Raw genomic sequence first — 18,200 nt, forward strand, 5'->3', positions numbered from 1 at the left:
ACAGCCCCAACGGCTACGGCTATGAGGAGCGCAAGGACAAGGCGCTTTCGTGAGCGGGCTGCCGAATTCTGGGTCATGGTTTACTTCTTTGTGGCCAAGGGACAAAAGTGAAGCCGTCAGCCAGCGCGTTGCCGGGCGGATCGGTATGGCGTGCAAAACGCTGCGCCAGGCAACGTCGATGCGCGCGGCGCGCTGCAGTCGTGCAGCAGGCGCCGCCTGGCCGGCAGGCTGACGTTCGGATTGAGGTGTTTCGAATTGTTGCGACATTTAGCCTTGCGTGATCGGCAGGAACAAGCGACGAGCCCGACCTTTGCAGAGAATTTACATTCAGCGGGTGCATCGGGCGGGCTTCGCGAGGCCCGCCGCGCTCACTCCGCCAGCATGACCCGGTTGCGTCCCTCCTGCTTGCCCTCGTACAAGCGCTGATCCGCCCGGTTCAGCGCATCCCGGAACGTCTCCCCGTCTTTCAGGATGGCCACCGCAAGGGTCGCCGTAAGGTTCAGGCTCTGCCTGATCTCCCCGCCCTGTTCGCGAATGTGCGTGAGTATCCGCTCGGCGATCAGCCGGGCGTCCTCGAAGCGGGTGTTGGGCATCAACACCAGAAACTCTTCGCCGCCCCAGCGCGCGGCGATGTCCGTGGTGCGTACACACTGGGCGATGACATCGGCCACCTGCTGCAGCACCACATCGCCCATGTCATGACCGTGCTTGTCGTTGATCTGTTTGAAGTGATCAATGTCGATCAGCACCAGCGCCGTGGGGATCTCCCGCCGCCCTCCACCCAACTGACGCAAGCGCTGCAGCACCCGCCGCCGGGTATAGAGATTGGTCAGGCTGTCGCGGTGGGCGGAGTGATAAAGATTCATGTGCATCGACAGGTTAAAGCGCACCGACAATGCCGTGGCGTGCAGCAACAACGCCGTGGCGGTCAACGCATTGGCTGCGCCGAACAGGTCACGGGCGTTTTCGCTGATGCTGAAGACCGGCACTTTGTTGCGCAGCAGGTACCCGCCCACGGTGACGATGAGCACGGCGGCGCTGAGGCAGCCTCTGCGCACCGGCGAGGAATGAAAGCCGAAGGCAATGATCGGCACGATGCAGAACACGTAGAGGTGGAAGTTGCTGTCCCAGCCGAGCACCCAGGTGGCGATGGCGGCGTGGGCGATGATTTCGATACAGATGAGCATGCCGGCGCAGCGATACAGCCGGCGTTTGATTGCCAGCAGACAGGCGATGTACGCCGCGACGCTCGCCGCATTGGTGACCCACATCACGGGCAGGTCCACGATCAGGAACAAACCCAGCAGCAGCACGTGAATCGCGAACGCGATCTGCACAATCGGGATGATGTGTTTCCAGTATTCAACGGTGGCTTCCCGAGTGACCTGAGTGCGGTCATCGGCGGTGAGGGTATTCATCAGGCTGTCTCGGGAAAAATAATTACGGTGGTATAGAAGGTAGCCAAGGACAGCGTCCGGGGTAACGCCATATCGCGACTGGGAATAACACTGATTCCAATTTAATCTGCTTGCAGACCTTTGAATTTTCGGCAATTTTGATGCTTAGGCATTTTGCCAGCATTTTATTTTCCGCCTGCATAAAACTAATCAAAAAGTGCGGAGGTCATTGAATTACGCGCAACACGTCTTGCGCTCTGCCAATGACCAAAGGAACTGCCACTATGATTCGCGATGACCGAGTTACACCTGCCGCCTACGACGATCCTGTCTACCGGGGGACTGCTGTTGCCCCCTTGCTCAAACGAATTTCCTGGGGCGCCATTCTGGCCGGTGTGGTACTCGCGCTGGTGGTCTCGCTGATGCTCAGCCTGCTGGGCACCGCCATCGGCAGCGCCAGCATCGATCCGCTGCAAGAAGCCGATCCGCTGGCGGGCATGGGCAAAGGCACCGGCATCTGGCTGGGTGTGAGTATGGTCATTTCCCTGTTCGTCGGGGGCTGGGCCGCCGGCCGGTTGGCCCATCGCGAAGGCGCCTTCCACGGCATTCTGGTCTGGGCCAGCGTTTCGCTGATCAGCGTTTACCTGGTGTCCAGCGCCGTGACCGGCGTCGTGCGTGGCGGTTTGAATCTGGCGGGCAGCGGCCTGTCGGCAGTGGGCAGCGGCATTGCGCAAGTGGCCCCGGCCGTTGGCGGCAAGATCCAGGAGCAGCTGCGCGCCCAAGGCATCGACTTCAATCTGGATGATATCCAGGGCGAAATCGAACAAGCCATGCGCCAGACCGGCAAGCCTGAGCTGGACCCGAACAAGGTCAAGCAGGACGTCGCCACCACCCAGGAAGACGCGAAAAACACCGCACAACGCAGCGCCGAAGCCCCACAACAGGCCGACGAGCAACTGAGCGGTTTGCTCGACCGTCTGAAAGCCAAGGGCGACCAGGCGTGGGACGCCGCTGACCGTCAGGCCTTCGTCAACCTGATCAAGGCCCGCGGCAACAAGACCGACGCCGAAGCCAACCAGATCGTCGATCAGGCCCAGGCCAGCTACCGCCAGGCGTACGCCAAGTACCAGGAGCTGAAAGCCCAGGCCGAACAGAAAGCCCGTGAAGCGGCTGACGTTGCGGCGAAAAACATTTCCCGCGCCGCCTGGATCCTGCTGATCACCCTGGTGGTTTCTGCCCTCGTGGCAGCCGGTGCCGGTGCAATGGGTCGTCGTACCCAACCGGCTGCGAAGATCGTCGGCGCTGTATAAGCGTCAGGTTCAAGCCCGCAAATGAAATGGCCCGATCGCAAGATCGGGCCATTTTTGTTTGCGCTGAGGGCGGGTCTACAAACCGCACCGTACGTCTGAAAACGCCGGTTCACGCCTGAGCCAGAATGCACCCCAGCAACCCCGGAAAGCGAATATCCAGCTCCTCGGTGCGCAGCGAATTCATGTGCGTGGTGCCGATGTTGCGCGTATGCACCAGGCCTGCATCGCGCAGCACGCGGAAGTGGTGAGACATGCTGGACTTGGGCCGTCCGCCGTCGAGCTCGCCGCAGGTCGCCTCCGCCACCGTGGAAAGACAGCGAACGATTTCGAGGCGTACGGGGTCACTTAATGCGTAAAGCAAACGCTCAAGTGTGAGTTCGGTCGGTAACGGATGTTTGAAGGCGCGCATGCCGCGCATCATAGCGAGGGGTTTCATTCTTCGCCATATTTCGAATACTATCGAACAAGCGAATTCAATCATCAGGAGTATTTCATGTCTGCATTGTTCGAACCCTTCACGCTGAAGGACGTGACCCTGCGTAACCGCATCGCCATCCCTCCAATGTGCCAGTACACGGCAGACGACGGCGTCATCAACGAGTGGCACCACGTTCACCTCGCGAGCATGGCCCGCGGCGGTGCGGGCCTGGTGGTCGTCGAAGCCACTGCCGTCTCCCCTGAAGGCCGCATCACTCCGGGTTGCGCCGGCATCTGGAGCGACGAGCACGCCAAGGCGTTCATTCCTGCGGTGCAAGCGATCAAGGCAGCCGGCTCGGTCCCGGGCATCCAGATCGCCCACGCCGGTCGCAAGGCCAGCGCCAACCGTCCATGGGAAGGTGACGACCACATGGCCGCCGATGATGCCCGTGGCTGGCAGACCATCGCACCCTCGGCCATCGCCTTCGGCGCCAACCTGCCGAAAGTCCCCCAGGAAATGACCCTGGACGACATCGCCCGGGTCAAGCAGGACTTCGTCGACGCTGCACGCCGTGCCCGTGAAGTCGGCTTTGAATGGATCGAGCTGCACTTCGCCCACGGTTACCTGGGCCAGAGCTTCTTCTCCGAACACTCCAACCAGCGCACCGATGCCTACGGTGGCAGCTTCGACAACCGCAGCCGCTTCCTGCTGGAAACCCTGGCCGCCGTGCGTGAAGTCTGGCCGGAAAACCTGCCCCTGACCGCGCGCTTCGGTGTGATCGAGTACGACGGCCGTGACGAGCAGACCCTCAGCGAATCCATCGAACTGGCGCGCCGCTTCAAGACCGGCGGTCTTGATCTGCTCAGCGTCAGCGTCGGTTTCACCATCCCGGAAACCAACATCCCGTGGGGCCCGGCCTTCATGGGCCCGATCGCCCAACGCGTACGCCGTGAAGCCGATATCCCGGTGACCTCGGCGTGGGGTTTTGGCGATCCGAAACTGGCTCAGGCCGCCGTGCAGAACGGTCAGCTGGACCTGGTGTCGATCGGCCGGGCGCACCTGGCGGATCCGCATTGGGCTTATTTCGCCGCCAAAGAACTGGGCGTCGACAAAGCCTCGTGGACCCTGCCTGCGCCCTACGCGCACTGGCTGGAACGCTATCGTTAAGCGTCCCGCGTAAAAAAATGCCGCCCTTGAGGCGGCATTTTTATTTGTCGACGGCACTGGTTACTATCCGCTGCCGGCCGCCTGTGGGTGCGCCCTGCCCGATTTGAATTTCCTTCCAGGACCTGCCGATGATCAGAGAGTTGAAAACCTTCGTCTGCGTCGCGCGTCGAGGCACCTTTGCGGCGGCCGGGCGCGAGGTCGGGCTGACCCAGTCGGCGGTGAGCGCGCAGATCAAGAACCTCGAAGACGCTCTGGGCGTCACCCTCTTTGATCGCACCGGCCGCGCCGCCACCCTCAACGCCGCCGGACAACGCGCCGTGGCACTGGCCGAAGAAATGCTGCAGCTGTTCGGGCGCATGGGCAGCCCCGACAGCGCCAATGACTTTCGCGGCGCGCTGCGCATCGGCGCCATCAGCACGGCGCAGACCGGCATCCTGCCGCAAGCCTTGGTGGCGCTGCGCAGCAAGGCGCCGTTCATCGAGGCCAGTCTGGTGCCTGGGGTTTCATTGAACCTGCTCAGTCAGGTGGACGCCGGCGAGCTCGATCTGGCGATCATGATCAAACCGCCGTTCGCCCTGCCCAAAGAGCTGCACGCCGAGGTCCTCGCCAGAGAACCGTTCGTGCTCATCACGCCATCCGGCATGCAGGGCGACGACCCTCGGCAGATCCTCAGCGACCACCCTTTCATTCGCTACGATCAGCGCTCGTTCGGCGGCCGCCGGGTCACGCAGTTCCTGCGCGAGCGCAAACTTGAGGTGCGGCAAACCCTGGAGCTCGATGAGCTGGACGCCATCGTCAAGATGGTCCGCGCCGGGTTGGGCGTGGCGCTGGTGCCCATGGCCGGGTTGTGGCTGGAGCATGCGGAGGACGTGCGGATCATCGACCTCGGTGAGCTGACCTTCTTCCGCGAGATCGTGCTGGTGAGCAAATACCTGCAGCGGCACACACCGCTGCTGGAATTGTTCAGAAGCTGCGTCGTGAACGCGCTCCCCCGCGCAGACTGACGCCATTGCCCGTCGTGCAAGTGCGCCTCGGCGGTCACACCTTGAATTTTCCGACCAGCGTCTGCAAGTGCACGCCCAACCGGGCGAGTTCAACACTGGACGCTGCGGTTTGTTCGCTGGCGGCCGATGTCTGCTCGGAGACTTCGCGAACGCTGATCACGCTGCGGTTTATCTCTTCCGCGACGGCGCTTTGTTCTTCAGCGGCAGCGGCAATCTGGTGGTTCATCGACTCGATGGACAGCACCGAGCGGGTGATGCCGCCCAGGGACACCCCGGCGCGCCGGCTCAGTTCGACACTGCTGTCAGTCAGCACGCGGCTGTTTTCAAGGATCCCCGCCACCTGCTGCGTGCCGCTCTGCAGACCGGTGATCAGTTGCTCGATTTCTTCAGTGGAAGACTGGGTACGCTGGGCCAGGCTGCGCACCTCGTCAGCGACCACCGCAAAGCCCCTTCCCGCCTCGCCCGCCCGCGCAGCCTCGATGGCGGCGTTCAGCGCCAGCAAGTTGGTCTGCTGAGCGACCGACTTGATGACATCGAGGACGCTGCCAATTTTGCCGCTTTCGGTTTTCAGGTCCGCCATGGCCACCGTCGAGTGGCCGACTTCGGCAGCCAGGCGCTCAATTTGATTGATGGCCTGACGCACCACCTCGTCACCGTCGCGGGCCTCGCGGGTGGCGGTGGCCGCGGCCTCGGAAGCGCTTTCCGCGTTGCGTGCAACTTCCTGCACTGTGGCCGCCATCTCGTTCATGGCCGTCGCCACCTGATCGGTCTCGATCTTCTGGCTATTGACGCCCGCACTGGTTTGCTCGGTGATCGCTGACAATTCCTCGGCGGCACTGGCGATCTGCGTCACGCCATTGCGCAGGCCGGCAATCAGTTCGCGCAGGTTGACCGTCATCCGCGCCATGCTGCGTTGCAACATGCCCAGTTCGTCTTTGCGCGACACCACACGGGCATTTGTCAGATCACCACCGGCCACCTGCTCGGCAGTGCGAAGCGCGTCCATCAAGGGCAGGACAATCAAGCGAGTGATCAGCCAGGCCGCAAGAATGCCGAGGATCAATGCGCCCAGTGTCGCGCCGCCCAACACGTTACGGGCGGCGTCCACATCTTCGCTGCGCAATACGGCCTGATTTTTTGCCAGTGCGTTACTGGCGGCAAACAGGCTGGCAATGTCTTCGTTCAACCCCAACTGAGCGTTGGCGGCTCCCGCTTGAGCCTCGCTGAACTGGCTGACCGTCAGCAAATAAGCGTCGAGGGCCGAGCCGAGGTGTTGCACGGCATCGTTTTGTGCCGCCGGCAGCGCCTGGCCAAGGACAGTGGTGTAGGCGCGAGCGTCACTGATGGCTTTTTTGGCCGGTGCTTCAAGCTCGGGTTTGAGGCTGTAGGTGTAGCCGCGCAATTGGAAGCGCGCCTGCTCGACCAAGGCCTGCGCCTTCACCACCGCAGCGGTCTGCGCAGCGTCGGCGTTCGCGGAAATTGCGGCCTCAATCTTCTGCAATTGCTCCACCGCGGCGTCCGCATTGCTGCCGAAAATGCCACGAGAGGCCTCGCGATTCTGCACAGATTGAACGTAGTCGCTGAAGTGCGCGCGGTAGCGCTTGACCGCCTCCGTCGCCGACTGAATATGCGGGATATTCAACGCCGAATCGAAATTCGGCGCGGCAGTACGCCAGGTGACTGTCGAGGTTGTCCAGCGCCTTGACCACCACAGCGGCGTGATCTGCATCGTAATTGAGCGTGTAGGACAAGCGCGCGATGCGCATGTCACGCGTCAGGTCATTGAGCTTTGAGATGTCGAGAATCCGGTCTCCCCTTTCACTCAGTCCGCCGATCCCGGACCAACCTGCCAACGCTATCAGTAGGGTCAACACCAGCACTGCGCCAAAGCCCAGAGACAGCTTGGATCTGACGCTGATGTTTTCCAGCATCCTGTTCATCGCAGTGAGCATAAGTTTTCCAGTCCGATCCGATCATTAAGAGATGCTGAATCGGTTTATCGGCCGCTGGACAGGTAAGTTGAAGTGGCTGCAGTGCGGCTGAAACGAAAACGGGCGCCTTTGACAAGCACCCGAGGGGCACGCCCGGATTATTTGGCGAACAACTGACTCATGTCCTTGAACGCCTTGAATTCCAGCGCGTTGCCGCACGGATCGAACAGGAACATGGTGGCCTGCTCGCCCACCTGGCCCTGGAAGCGGATGTAGGGTTCGATCACAAACTTAGTTTCCCGGGCGCGCAGACGCTCCGCCAGCGCCTGCCATTCTTCCCAGTGCAAGATGATGCCGAAGTGCGGGACCGGTACGTCGTGGCCATCCACCGCGTTGGAATGCACGGATTCCTGGGAAGTGGTCTTCGGGTGCTCATGGATGACCAGTTGATGACCGTAAAAATCGAAATCGACCCATTGCTCGCTGGAGCGGCCTTCGGAAAGACCAAATACGTCGCCGTAGAAGTGGCGCGCGGCGGCGAGATCGTAAACAGGAATGGCGAGATGGAAGGGCGAGAGGCTCATGGGCGATCCTTGGGGCGGGAATGACAGGGCGGATTGTTGACCTTAATCGCACGCCGTAAAAGCGAATTATCCTTCTGCCGAGCCTCAACAATTTTGATCAATCGGGCGCTTGATACCGCTTGAATCATTCCAAAAACGAAGTTCTGGGAAATTTCATACAGGGCCAATGGAACTTTTGTAGTGGCGTTCTGCCCTACATCCGTTCGGGTGATTCCTCTCCCCGGTTTTATTGACCTTTCTGGCTATCTCCACCATGAAAAAGCTACTGCTCGCTGCCATTTGCCTGTCTTCTTTCGCCATGACCGCCAACGCCACGCAGATCTCCGGTGCATTGGGTGCCACCAGCCAAGGTGGCGTCACCGGCCGCGTTGCCCTGGGTTTCGACTGGGACAAGTCCTGGCTGGAAAGCTCCACCGGCAAGCTGACCGGCTATTGGGACCTGGGCTACACCTACTGGGAAGCAGGCAAGCAGGCAGGCGCTCGCCACTCGGCGTCCTTTGCCCCAGTGTTCGTTTATGAGTTCGGCAGCGGTCCGGTGAAGCCCTATATCGAAGCCGGTGTGGGCGTTTCGTTGTTTACCGGTTCATCTGCGGGTGACCAGAAGTTCGGTTCCGCTTTCAACTTCGAAGACCGTCTCGGCGCCGGCCTGAAATTCGGCGACACCCAGCGCGTCGGCCTGCGCGTTACCCACTATTCAAACGCAGGGATCAAGGAGCCTAACGACGGGATCGAATCCTATGCGCTGGTCTACAGTCATGCGCTCTAAGGGATGAGGACTTAGCTGCGAGCTCGAGGCTTCAAGCTTCAAGCGCTGTGCTTCGTGCTTGGGCCGCATAAGTCGAATGCCAGAGGGCTGCTTTTTGCAGCCCTTTTTTTGGGCGTCTGCCCTGCTCCACTTCCTCACGTCCTCGCCCTCAGCCCTCCTCGCTTAGCACGGTTACATGACTCGCGGGCCGTACACCCAGGACCGATTGTCAGATTCCAGTCAAATAGAGGCCTGTTTTGCGCAGCAAGCCATTCATCTATCCCGCTGGCCGCCGATAGCCCGACTGACACACTGCAATCCTTTCCCTGCAATCGCTTGAAGGCCCTCAAGGCATGACCAAATCCCTGAAATTCAGCCATAAAATCCTGCTGGCGGCGTCGCTGGTGGTGATCGCCGCGTTTACCTTATTCACCCTCTACAACGATTATCTGCAACGCAACGCCATCCGGGATCAGTTAAGGGAAAGTCTGAACCAGATGGGCGAAAGTACGGCCGGCAATATCCAGAACTGGATGTCGGGACGCATCCTGCTGGTGGAAAACGTCGCCGAGGGCGCCGCCGTGTCGTCGCCCGAGGTGTTCAACCGGCTGCTCGGTCAGCCAACGCTGATCTCGACGTTCATGAGCATCTACCTGGGCAGAGCCGATGGTTCATTCGTGACGCAACCGCCTGATGACATGCCCGGCGGTTACGACCCGCGCACCCGCCCGTGGTACACCGATGCACTTAAGGCCGGCAAGACCACCTTGACCGAGCCCTATCTGGACGCCGTGACCAAAGGCCTGATCGTGACCATCGCCACGCCGGTGAAAGGCCCTTCCGGCGTCGCCGGCGTTGCGGGCGGCGACCTGAGTCTGGAAGTGCTGGTGAAGATGATCAGCGCGCTGCGCCTGCAGAACGACGGCCATGCTTTCCTGGTCGACGCCAACGGCCGCATCCTCGTGCATCCGGACACCTCGCTGGTGATGAAAACCCTGGCCGAGGTCTACCCGAACGCTACGCCGCGCCTGTCCGAAGACGTCAGCGAAAGCGAGCACGCCGGCAAGACCGAAGTCGTCACCTTTGCTCACGTTGACGGTCTGCCGTCGGTTAACTGGTACGTCGGCATCGCGGTGGACAAGGCCCAGGCCTACGCCGCACTGGGCGATTTCCGTAACTCGGCGATCGTCGCCACGATCATCGCCGTGGTCCTGATCATTGCGCTGCTGGGCGTGTTGCTCAGCGTACTGATGCGTCCACTGAACACCATGGGCCGCGCCATGCACGACATCGCGGCAGGTGAAGGCGATCTCACCAAGCGCCTGGAGATCCTCAGCCAGGACGAATTCGGCTACCTTGGCAACGGCTTCAACCTGTTCGTGGAGCGGATCCATGACTCCATGCGCGAAGTGGCCTCCTCCACCGTGCAGCTCAACGAAGTCGCGCTGCGCGTGGTCAGCGCGTCGAACTCCTCGATGCTGAACTCCGATCAGCAGGCCAACCGCACCAGCAGTGTCGCGGCAGCCATCAACGAGCTGGGCGCTGCGGCGCAGGAGATCGCGCAGAACGCCGCCATGGCGTCCGGGCATTCCAGCGATGCGCGCAATATGGCGTCCAGTGGTCAGGCCGTGGTCGGTCAGAACATTCAGGCGATGAACCGTTTGTCGACACGCATCAGCGGCGCCAGCGAGCAGATCGAGCAGCTCAACACCAAGACCGCCAACATCGGGCAGATTCTGGAAGTCATCACCGGGATCTCCCAGCAGACCAACCTGCTGGCCCTCAACGCTGCCATCGAAGCAGCACGCGCCGGGGAAGCCGGGCGCGGGTTTGCCGTGGTCGCTGACGAGGTCCGCAGCCTGGCCCATCGCACTCAGGAATCGGCCAGCCAGGTGCAGAAAATGATCGAGGAGCTGCAGCACGGCGCCCGTGAAGCGGTGGCGATCATGAACGACAGCCAGCGCGAGAGCCATGAAAGCGTCAGCATCGCCAATCAGGCCGGCACCAGCCTGGAAAGCGTGACCGTGCGCATCGGCGAGATCGACGCGATGAACCAGTCGGTCGCCACCGCCACCGAGGAGCAGACTTCGGTGGTCGAAGCGATCAACGTCGACATCACCGAAATCAACACACTGAACCAGGAAGGCGTGGAAAACCTGCAGGCCACGTTGCGCGCCTGTTCCGACCTTGAACGTCAGTCGGCGCGTTTGACGCAGCTGGTGGGCAGTTTCCGTATCTGAGGCAAGACGGAGCGCTGTTCATCGCAAACCTGACGCTTGATCGGTCAGTCCTTGCGAAAACAGCGCTCCGACGAAATGATGGCACTAAGACATCACCGATGATGTCATAGTCCGGTCAACCCACCCCTTTGGTGCAACATGCTTTCCTTTGTCCTCGATCGACCTGGCCCCCATGACGCGCAACTTCTTGCCGAGGTCGATCGCACCATCGCATCGCGTTTTCGCAGCCTGCGTTTCAGCACTGAGCTGGAACAGCGCTACGAGGCCGAAACGCTTGAGCAACGCCGCCAGTTTCTGTCCGCCGTGGGCATCGGCGGCATCCTCATCTACAACCTGTTCATGGTCAGCGACTGGCTCAGCCTGAACGACATGTTTACCTACGTGGCGCTGGGCCGTGTCTGCCTGATGACGCCGATCTTTATGATTCTGCTGATCATCGCGCGGCGCGCCAGCACCCGACGCATTGTGGAAGCGACGGCAGCCATCGGCACCGTGACGTGTTCGGTGATGCCGCTGATAGCGATGATCTACAGCGAAAGTCCGTTCCGCTTGCACTATCAGCTGGGGATGCTGCTGATCATGGTGTATTGCACGGTGATCCAGCAGGTGCCGGTGCGCTGCGCGGCGGTGGCCATGGCCTGCATGCTGGTCATTCAGCTGGTGACCACTTACCTCGCTGAGTTCGCCGACTTTCAGATCTGGCAAGCCAATGCGCTGTTGTTCTTCTCCACCGCGGCGTTGCTGATGATGGCGTCGTGGTTTCTGGAACACGGAAGCCGCCTGAGTTATCTGTTTGCGTTGCGCGGGCAGTTGCTGCGAGCGCAACTGGTGGAACTGGCGCGCATCGATTCGCTGACGCAATTGTTCAACCGGCGTTTTCAGGGCGAGGTGCTGGCCTCCCTGTGGAGCCGCGCAACGCAGACCCCCACGAACGTCGCGGTCATCCTGCTGGACATAGATCACTTCAAATCCTACAACGACAACTACGGGCATCTGCAGGGCGACACCTGCCTGCGGTTGCTGAGTGGCGTGATCCAGCGCACGGCGCAGAAAGCCGACGCCCTGACCTTTCGCTTCGGCGGCGAGGAAATCATGGTGCTCATGACCCACGCCCACCCGGCCCAGGCCAGCGCCCTGGCAGAAAACCTGCGCGCGGCGGTCGCCGCGCTGAACGTGCCTCACCCGGTGCTGGGCGACGGCGCCAGAGTCACCATCAGCCTGGGCGTCGCCATCGCCAGCGCACCTCAGACCAGCGCCGAAGCGCTCATCGCCATGGCCGACAAGGCGCTCTACGCCGCCAAGGGCGAAGGCCGCGACTGCCTGCGCTGCGCCCCCGCTGAAGTGGCCTAGTAGGCCCGCCAACCCATAATAGGACCGGCTAACGCGAACATTGTGGGACCGGCTTTAGCCGGGAAGGCGTCGGCATTCACACCGCAGAATCGAGGGTGCCTACACGGGCCTCTCCCCGGCTGAAGCCGGTCCTGCCAAGCGATCTTCATCGCTCGCAGACTCCTCATCTCTCCAAACGTGCCAGAAAAGCATATCCCTTCAAGCGTCAATTACGTGACACCAATAACCACCAAAATGTGCCGATCGTCACAAAACGACGGTTTTCCGACATACGGCGACAACTTTTCCGTTCAGGTGGGTCATACCTGCTGCAGTGCCGATTGGAAATTGGCACGCAGCGTGACCTCAGCCTGTGACCGGAGATAAGTACATGATTTTTAACGTCCAAAATTTTGGCGCCAAGGGAGATGGCGTCTCTGACGACACCGCGGCCATCCAACAAGCGATTGATGCAGCTGCGGCGGCGGGTGGAGGACAAGTCTATGTACCCCCCGGGACCTACATCGTCTCAGGCGGCGAGGAACCGTCCGACGGCTGCCTCATGCTCAAGAGCAACGTCTACATGTACGGCGACGGCATGGGCGTCTCCAACATCAAGGTCGCGGACGGTTCGGACACGAAAATCACCGGCGTCATTCGCTCCGCCTACGGCGAAGAGACCCACGACTTCGGGCTGAGCAACCTGACCATCGACGGCAACCGGGACAACACCACCGGCAAGATCGACGGCTGGTTCAACGGCTACATCCCGGGCAAGGAAGGTTACGACTCCAACGTCACCCTCGATGGCGTGGAAATCAAGGACTGCTCCGGTTACGGCTTTGACCCCCACGAACAGACCGTGAACATGGTCATCAAGAACAGCGTGTCCCACGGCAACGGCCTGGACGGCTTTGTCGCTGACTTCCTCAGCGACAGCACCTTCGAAAACAACATCGCCTACGACAACGATCGCCACGGTTTCAACGTGGTCACCAGCAGCCACGATTTCACCCTCAGCAACAACGTCGCCTACGGCAACGGCGGTGGCGGTATCGTGGTGCAGCGCGGCAGCGAGAACATCCCTTCGCCGAACAACATCACCATCACCGGCGGTGAGGTCTATGGCAACGGCGCCGAAGGCGTGCTGATCAAGCTGTCCAGCGAGGTCACCATGACCGGCGTCGACATCCACGACAACGCCAGCGCCGGCGTGCGCATCTACGGCAGCAACAACGTCGACGTCATCAACAACACCCTGAGCAACAACTCACTGGGCGGCGGCGTACCGGAAATCATCATTCAGTCCTACGACGACACCAAGGGCGTTTCCGGCAAGTATTACAACGGCAGTGACAACACGGTTCAGGGCAATACCATCAACGGCAGCGCCCTGTCGACCTATGGCGTGGCCGAGCGCAACGAAGACGGCACCGACCGCAACGCCATCATCGGCAACACCATCACCCATACCACCAAGGGCGACACCCTGGTGTATGGCGATGGCAGCTACGTCAGCGCGACCGTGCCCGTGGTGGCCGTCCAAGGCACCGACGGCAACGACACCCTGCTGGGCAGCGACGCCAACGAGATCTTCTACGCCGGCGCGGGCAATGACACCGTCAACGGCGGTGGCGGCAGCGACATCCTCATCGGCGGCGCCGGGGTCGACAAGCTCACCGGCGGCGCGGGCGCGGACATCTTCCGCTTCACCAGCGAGTCCGACAGCTACCGCACCGCGACCACCAGCTTCGACGACACCATCACCGACTTCGACCCGACCCAGGACAAGATCGACCTCGCCGGTCTGGGCTTCACCGGGCTGGGCAACGGCCGTGGCGGCACCCTGCAGATCAGCTACAGCGCCAGCAACGACCGCACCTACATTAAGGATTACGATGCCGACGCCAACGGCAATCGCTTCGAGCTGATCCTCGCCGGGAATCTGGTCAGCGCACTGACCGCCGACAACTTCATCTTCAACCGCACCCTCACCGGTACCACCGGCAACGACTCGCTGCAGGGCACTGACGGGGCAGACACCTTGCTGGGTCTGGCCGGCAACGACAGCCTGGCGGGCGGCGCCGGGGACGATCGTCTCGACGGCGGCGCGGGGCAGGACACCCTGAGTGGCGGCGCTGGCGCTGACACCTTCGTGTTTTCCAGCCGCACCGACAGCTACCGCAACTACAACGCCGGCGGCGCCAACCTGGGCGACGTGATCACCGATTTCGACGTCACCGCCGACAAGATCGACCTCTCCAAGCTGGGCTTCACGGGCCTTGCCGACGGCATGAACAACACCGTGTACGCGGTGCTCAACGACGCCGGCGACAAGACTTACATCAAATCGCTGACCGCCGATGCCGAGGGCAACCGCTTTGAAGTGGCGCTCGTGGGCAACTACCTCGACAAACTGACCAGCGCCAACTTCGTGTTCGCCACCGCCCCGACGGTCAATCAGGCGCCCGTCGTCGCCAACCCGCTGCTGGATCAGAACGCCACCGAAAACACGCCGTTCAGCTACGTCGTGCCCGGCACCAGCTTCACCGATCCGGACAACGACACCCTCAGCTACAGCGCCACCCTGGCCGATGGCACGGCGCTGCCGACCTGGCTGATTTTCGATGCCGCGACCCGCACCTTCAGTGGCACCCCAGGCAACACGGCGTCGGGCACCTACGCAATCAAGATCACCGCGAGCGACGCCAGCAACGCCACCGTCAGCGACAGCTTCACCCTTGCCGTGCAGGACGTGCCGGTAACGCCGGGCGTGATCAATGGCACGCCGGGCAACGACACGCTGACCGGCACCACCGGCAACGACCAGATCTTCGGCGGCGCGGGCAATGACACCCTGAACGGCGGCGACGGCAACGACGTCCTCATCGGTGGCGCCGGTGCCGACAAACTCACCGGCGGTGCGGGGGCGGACGTGTTCCGCTTCACCTCCACCCAGGACAGCTACCGCACGGCGACCACCAGCGCCAGCGACCAGATTCTCGATTTCGATGTCGCCGCCGACAAGATCGACGTCTCGGCGCTGGGCTACAGCGGCCTGGGCAACGGCCTCAACGGCACACTGCAGGTGTCCTACAACGCCAGCACCAACCGCACCTACGTCAAAGACAATGTCGCGGACGCCAGCGGCAATCGTTTCGAGCTGTCACTCGCGGGCAACCTGGCCGGCAGCCTCAACGCCAGCCACTTCGTCTTCGCCAGCCAGAACCTGCCGCCCAACGTGGCGCCGGTGGTGGTGATTCCGCTGCTGGACCAGAACGCGACGGAAAACTCGCCGTTCACCTACGCGGTCACCAGCAACAGCTTCTCCGACGCCAACAACGACGCGCTGACCTACACCGCGACCCTGGCCGATGGCAGTGCCCTGCCCGACTGGCTCAGCTTTGACAGCACCCGCCTGACCTTCAGCGGCACGCCGACCAGCACCGCCTCCGGCAACTACACGCTGCTGATCAAGGCCACCGACCCGTCGGGCGCGTCAGTCAGTGACAGCTTCGCCCTGGCCGTGGCCGATGCGCCGGCCAGCACCATCACCGGCACCGACAACGGCGAAGCGATCGCCGGCACTGCCGGCGCCGACCTGATCCTCGGCCTGGGCGGCAACGACACCATTCGCGCCGGCGCAGGGCCGGACATCATCGACGGCGGCGCGGGTCGCGACTCGCTGTACGGTGGCGACGGCGCGGATACCTTCCGCTACACCAGCGTCCAGGACAGCTACCGCGACTACAACACCGGCGGTGTCACCGCGACTGACACGATCTACGATTTCACCCACGGCGTGGACAAGATCGACGTCTCCGCCCTGGGCTTCCTCGGCCTGGGCGATGGCAGCAACGGCACGCTGTACCTGAGCCTCAACGCCGCTGGCGACAAAACCTACATCAAATCCAGCGTCCCCGACGCTGACGGTCACCGCTTCGAGATCGCCTTGAGCGGCAACTACATGAACACCCTCACCGCCGACGACTTCGTGTTCGGCTCCCGGGCCGACCAGGACATTCTGTTCCTGCCGACCCTCGGCCAGTCCAACGCACGTCTGCTGCGCATGACCGAAGACGACAGCCAGTCCGGCACCACCATGCTGGTGGACGGTTTGAGCAAATACACCACCTACGACGTGCGCAGCCAGTTCAACGACGCTGACGGCAATGGCATCGACATCGCGGTGGGCGGCAGCACGGTCAACGGCCTGTCGACCCTCGGCCCTGAAGAGCTGAAGCTGTGCTGGTGGCTGACCGACACCGACCAACCGGGCCCGGCCCTGTTGCGCGCCGTGGCCTTGCTGAACGACCAGCTCACCGAGCTGAAGTCGATCGACAACGTGACCATGGGCATCATCTGGGGCCAGGGCGAAGAAGCGGCGCAGGAAATCGCCCGCGCTTCGGACAAGGATGCTGCGGCGGCGGCGTACAAGGCGGCGACCTTGTCGGTGTTCGATTACCTGCACGCGCAGTTCGGCAACTTCAACGTGTACATGATGGAAACCGGTCACTACGACCAGGACGCGGCCCGCGCCCGCGGCTTCTCGGAAGAGAAGATCGCCGGCATCGTCGAAGGTGTCGGCTACGTCCGCGCCACCCAGGAAGCGATCGCCGCCCAGCGTGACGACGTGAAGATTGCGGTGGATTACACCGACCTGCCCCTGCGCCACGAAGTCGACCCGCTGGTCTACCCCGACGACGTCTGGCACTTGCATGAAGAGTCCGCCGAGATCGTCGGTCAGCGTCTGGCCGACTACATCGCCGACGACCTGGGCTTCCACGGTGACCCGAGCGACAACAACAGCGTACAGGCCATCTTCGACGGTGCGCAGAACGAAGGCGGCATGATCTTCGGCACCGACCAGGACGACACCCTGGTGGGTTCGTCCGGCAACGACACGCTGGACGGCGACCTCGGCGCCGACAGCATGACGGGCGGCGACGGCAATGACATTTACATTGTCGACAACGCCTTCGACAGCGTCACCGAAAGCAGCGACTCGCCTTCGCAGATCGACACCGTGCAGGCGTCGGTCAGCTGGACCCTCGGCGCGAACCTGGAAAACCTGGTGCTCACTGGTGTCTCGGCCATCGACGGCAACGGTAACGAGCTGCGCAACTTTATCACCGGCAACGCGGCCGCCAACGTGATTGATGGCGCCGGCGGTGCCGACAGCATGAGCGGCGGCAATGGCAACGACACGTACTACGTCGACAACAGCGGTGACAGCGTGATCGAAACCAACGCCGATCGCGTCTCCGGCGGCATCGACAGCGTGCACAGCACCCTGGCGACGTTCACCCTCGGCGCCAACGTGGAAAACCTGTACCTCGACAGCCTCGATGCGGCCAACGGCATCGGTAACGCGCTGGACAACGTGCTGTTCGCCGGCAGCGGCAACAACGTGCTGGACGGGCGGGACGGTAACGACACCGTGTCTTACGTTGGCGCGCAGGCAGGCATCACCGCCACGCTGTCGACCTCGGCCCAGCAGAACACCGGCGGCTCCGGCCTGGACACGCTGAAGAGCGTCGAGAACCTGATCGGCAGCGCCTTCGCCGACAGCCTGACCGGCAACAGCGGCGCCAACGTGCTCAACGGCGGCGCCGGCGATGACACGCTGATCGGCGGCTCGGGCAACGACCGTTTGATCGGCGGTGCGGGTACCGATTCGCTCACCGGCGGCACCGGGGCCGACACTTACGTGTTCGACTCTGTCGCCGACATGGGTGTCGGTGCGCTGCGCGACGTGATCAACGGCTTCAAGAGCGCCGAGGGCGACCTGCTCGACTTCAGCGCCCTGGACGCCAATCCTCAAACGCCGGGCATCGACGCGTTTACCTTCATTGGCAGCAACGCCTTTGACAGCAACGACGCCACCGGGCAGATACGTTTTGCCGACGGGATCCTCTACGGCAGCATCAACGCCGACGCCACCCCGGACTTCGAAATCCAGCTGGTCGGTGTCAAAGAGCTGCACGTCACTGACCTCGTTGCCTGATTGATCGCGTAAACACAAAAACGGCCTCCGCAATGGAGGCCGTTTTTTTTGCGTGATCAGTACGACCA

The 18,200-nt window shown here is 62.2% G+C and carries 11 protein-coding genes and 2 pseudogenes; 8 read left to right on the forward strand and 5 right to left on the reverse strand.

Annotated features, from left to right (window positions below; genetic code table 11):
• Positions 1-368: 368 nt before the first annotated feature.
• Complete coding sequence (locus IFT47_RS07660; protein ID WP_192172517.1) at positions 369-1,418, reverse strand: GGDEF domain-containing protein; 1,050 nt, start codon at positions 1,416-1,418, stop codon at positions 369-371.
• Between the two features lie 263 nt (positions 1,419-1,681).
• On the opposite strand from IFT47_RS07660, the gene IFT47_RS07665 reads away from it, so the two are divergent.
• Entirely contained in the window at positions 1,682-2,707 is a 1,026-nt protein-coding gene (locus IFT47_RS07665) for a YrzE family protein (RefSeq protein WP_192172516.1), read from the forward strand.
• A gap of 109 nt (positions 2,708-2,816) precedes the next feature.
• Here IFT47_RS07665 and IFT47_RS07670 read toward each other — a convergent pair whose 3' ends face one another.
• On the reverse strand, positions 2,817-3,116 hold the full coding sequence (locus IFT47_RS07670) for an ArsR/SmtB family transcription factor (RefSeq protein ID WP_192172634.1): 300 nt from the start codon (positions 3,114-3,116) through the stop codon (positions 2,817-2,819).
• Positions 3,117-3,200: 84 nt separating this feature from the next.
• On the opposite strand from IFT47_RS07670, the gene IFT47_RS07675 reads away from it, so the two are divergent.
• Both IFT47_RS07675 and IFT47_RS07680 read left to right on the forward strand, forming a co-directional pair.
• Entirely contained in the window at positions 3,201-4,292 is a 1,092-nt protein-coding gene (locus IFT47_RS07675; protein WP_192172515.1) for an NADH:flavin oxidoreductase/NADH oxidase, read from the forward strand.
• Positions 4,293-4,420: 128 nt separating this feature from the next.
• Positions 4,421-5,296 (forward strand): LysR family transcriptional regulator, encoded by an 876-nt coding sequence (locus tag IFT47_RS07680; protein WP_192172514.1) that lies wholly within the window; start codon positions 4,421-4,423, stop codon positions 5,294-5,296.
• Positions 5,297-5,330: 34 nt separating this feature from the next.
• Here IFT47_RS07680 and IFT47_RS07685 read toward each other — a convergent pair whose 3' ends face one another.
• From IFT47_RS07685 to IFT47_RS07690, 3 genes and pseudogenes are all read right to left on the reverse strand, one after another.
• Positions 5,331-7,025, reverse strand: a complete 1,695-nt coding sequence (locus tag IFT47_RS07685; RefSeq protein WP_407073229.1) for a methyl-accepting chemotaxis protein — start codon at positions 7,023-7,025, stop codon at positions 5,331-5,333.
• Positions 7,006-7,248 (reverse strand): annotated as a pseudogene (locus IFT47_RS28070) (methyl-accepting chemotaxis protein); the annotation flags it as partial. The pseudogene IFT47_RS28070 and the gene IFT47_RS07685, both read right to left, overlap by 20 nt.
• A gap of 137 nt (positions 7,249-7,385) precedes the next feature.
• On the reverse strand, positions 7,386-7,811 hold the full coding sequence (locus IFT47_RS07690; protein ID WP_192172513.1) for a VOC family protein: 426 nt from the start codon (positions 7,809-7,811) through the stop codon (positions 7,386-7,388).
• Between the two features lie 253 nt (positions 7,812-8,064).
• Here IFT47_RS07690 and IFT47_RS07695 point away from each other — a divergent pair, with 253 nt between their 5' ends.
• From IFT47_RS07695 to IFT47_RS07710, 5 genes and pseudogenes are all read left to right on the forward strand, one after another.
• Entirely contained in the window at positions 8,065-8,577 is a 513-nt protein-coding gene (locus tag IFT47_RS07695; protein WP_192172512.1) for an acyloxyacyl hydrolase, read from the forward strand.
• 332 nt (positions 8,578-8,909) lie between these two features.
• Positions 8,910-9,941, forward strand: a pseudogene (locus IFT47_RS28075) (cache domain-containing protein); the annotation flags it as partial.
• A 90-nt stretch (positions 9,942-10,031) separates the two neighbouring features.
• Entirely contained in the window at positions 10,032-10,796 is a 765-nt protein-coding gene (locus IFT47_RS28080) for a methyl-accepting chemotaxis protein (protein ID WP_446731158.1), read from the forward strand.
• Between the two features lie 138 nt (positions 10,797-10,934).
• Complete coding sequence (locus IFT47_RS07705) at positions 10,935-12,146, forward strand: GGDEF domain-containing protein (RefSeq protein WP_192172510.1); 1,212 nt, start codon at positions 10,935-10,937, stop codon at positions 12,144-12,146.
• A 370-nt stretch (positions 12,147-12,516) separates the two neighbouring features.
• Positions 12,517-18,132 (forward strand): putative Ig domain-containing protein, encoded by a 5,616-nt coding sequence (locus IFT47_RS07710; RefSeq protein WP_192172509.1) that lies wholly within the window; start codon positions 12,517-12,519, stop codon positions 18,130-18,132.
• Positions 18,133-18,200: the final 68 nt, after the last annotated feature.

Origin of the sequence: Pseudomonas sp. CFBP 13711, assembly GCF_014842265.1 — a bacterium.
In the GTDB taxonomy this organism is placed as follows: Bacteria; Pseudomonadota; Gammaproteobacteria; order Pseudomonadales; family Pseudomonadaceae; genus Aquipseudomonas.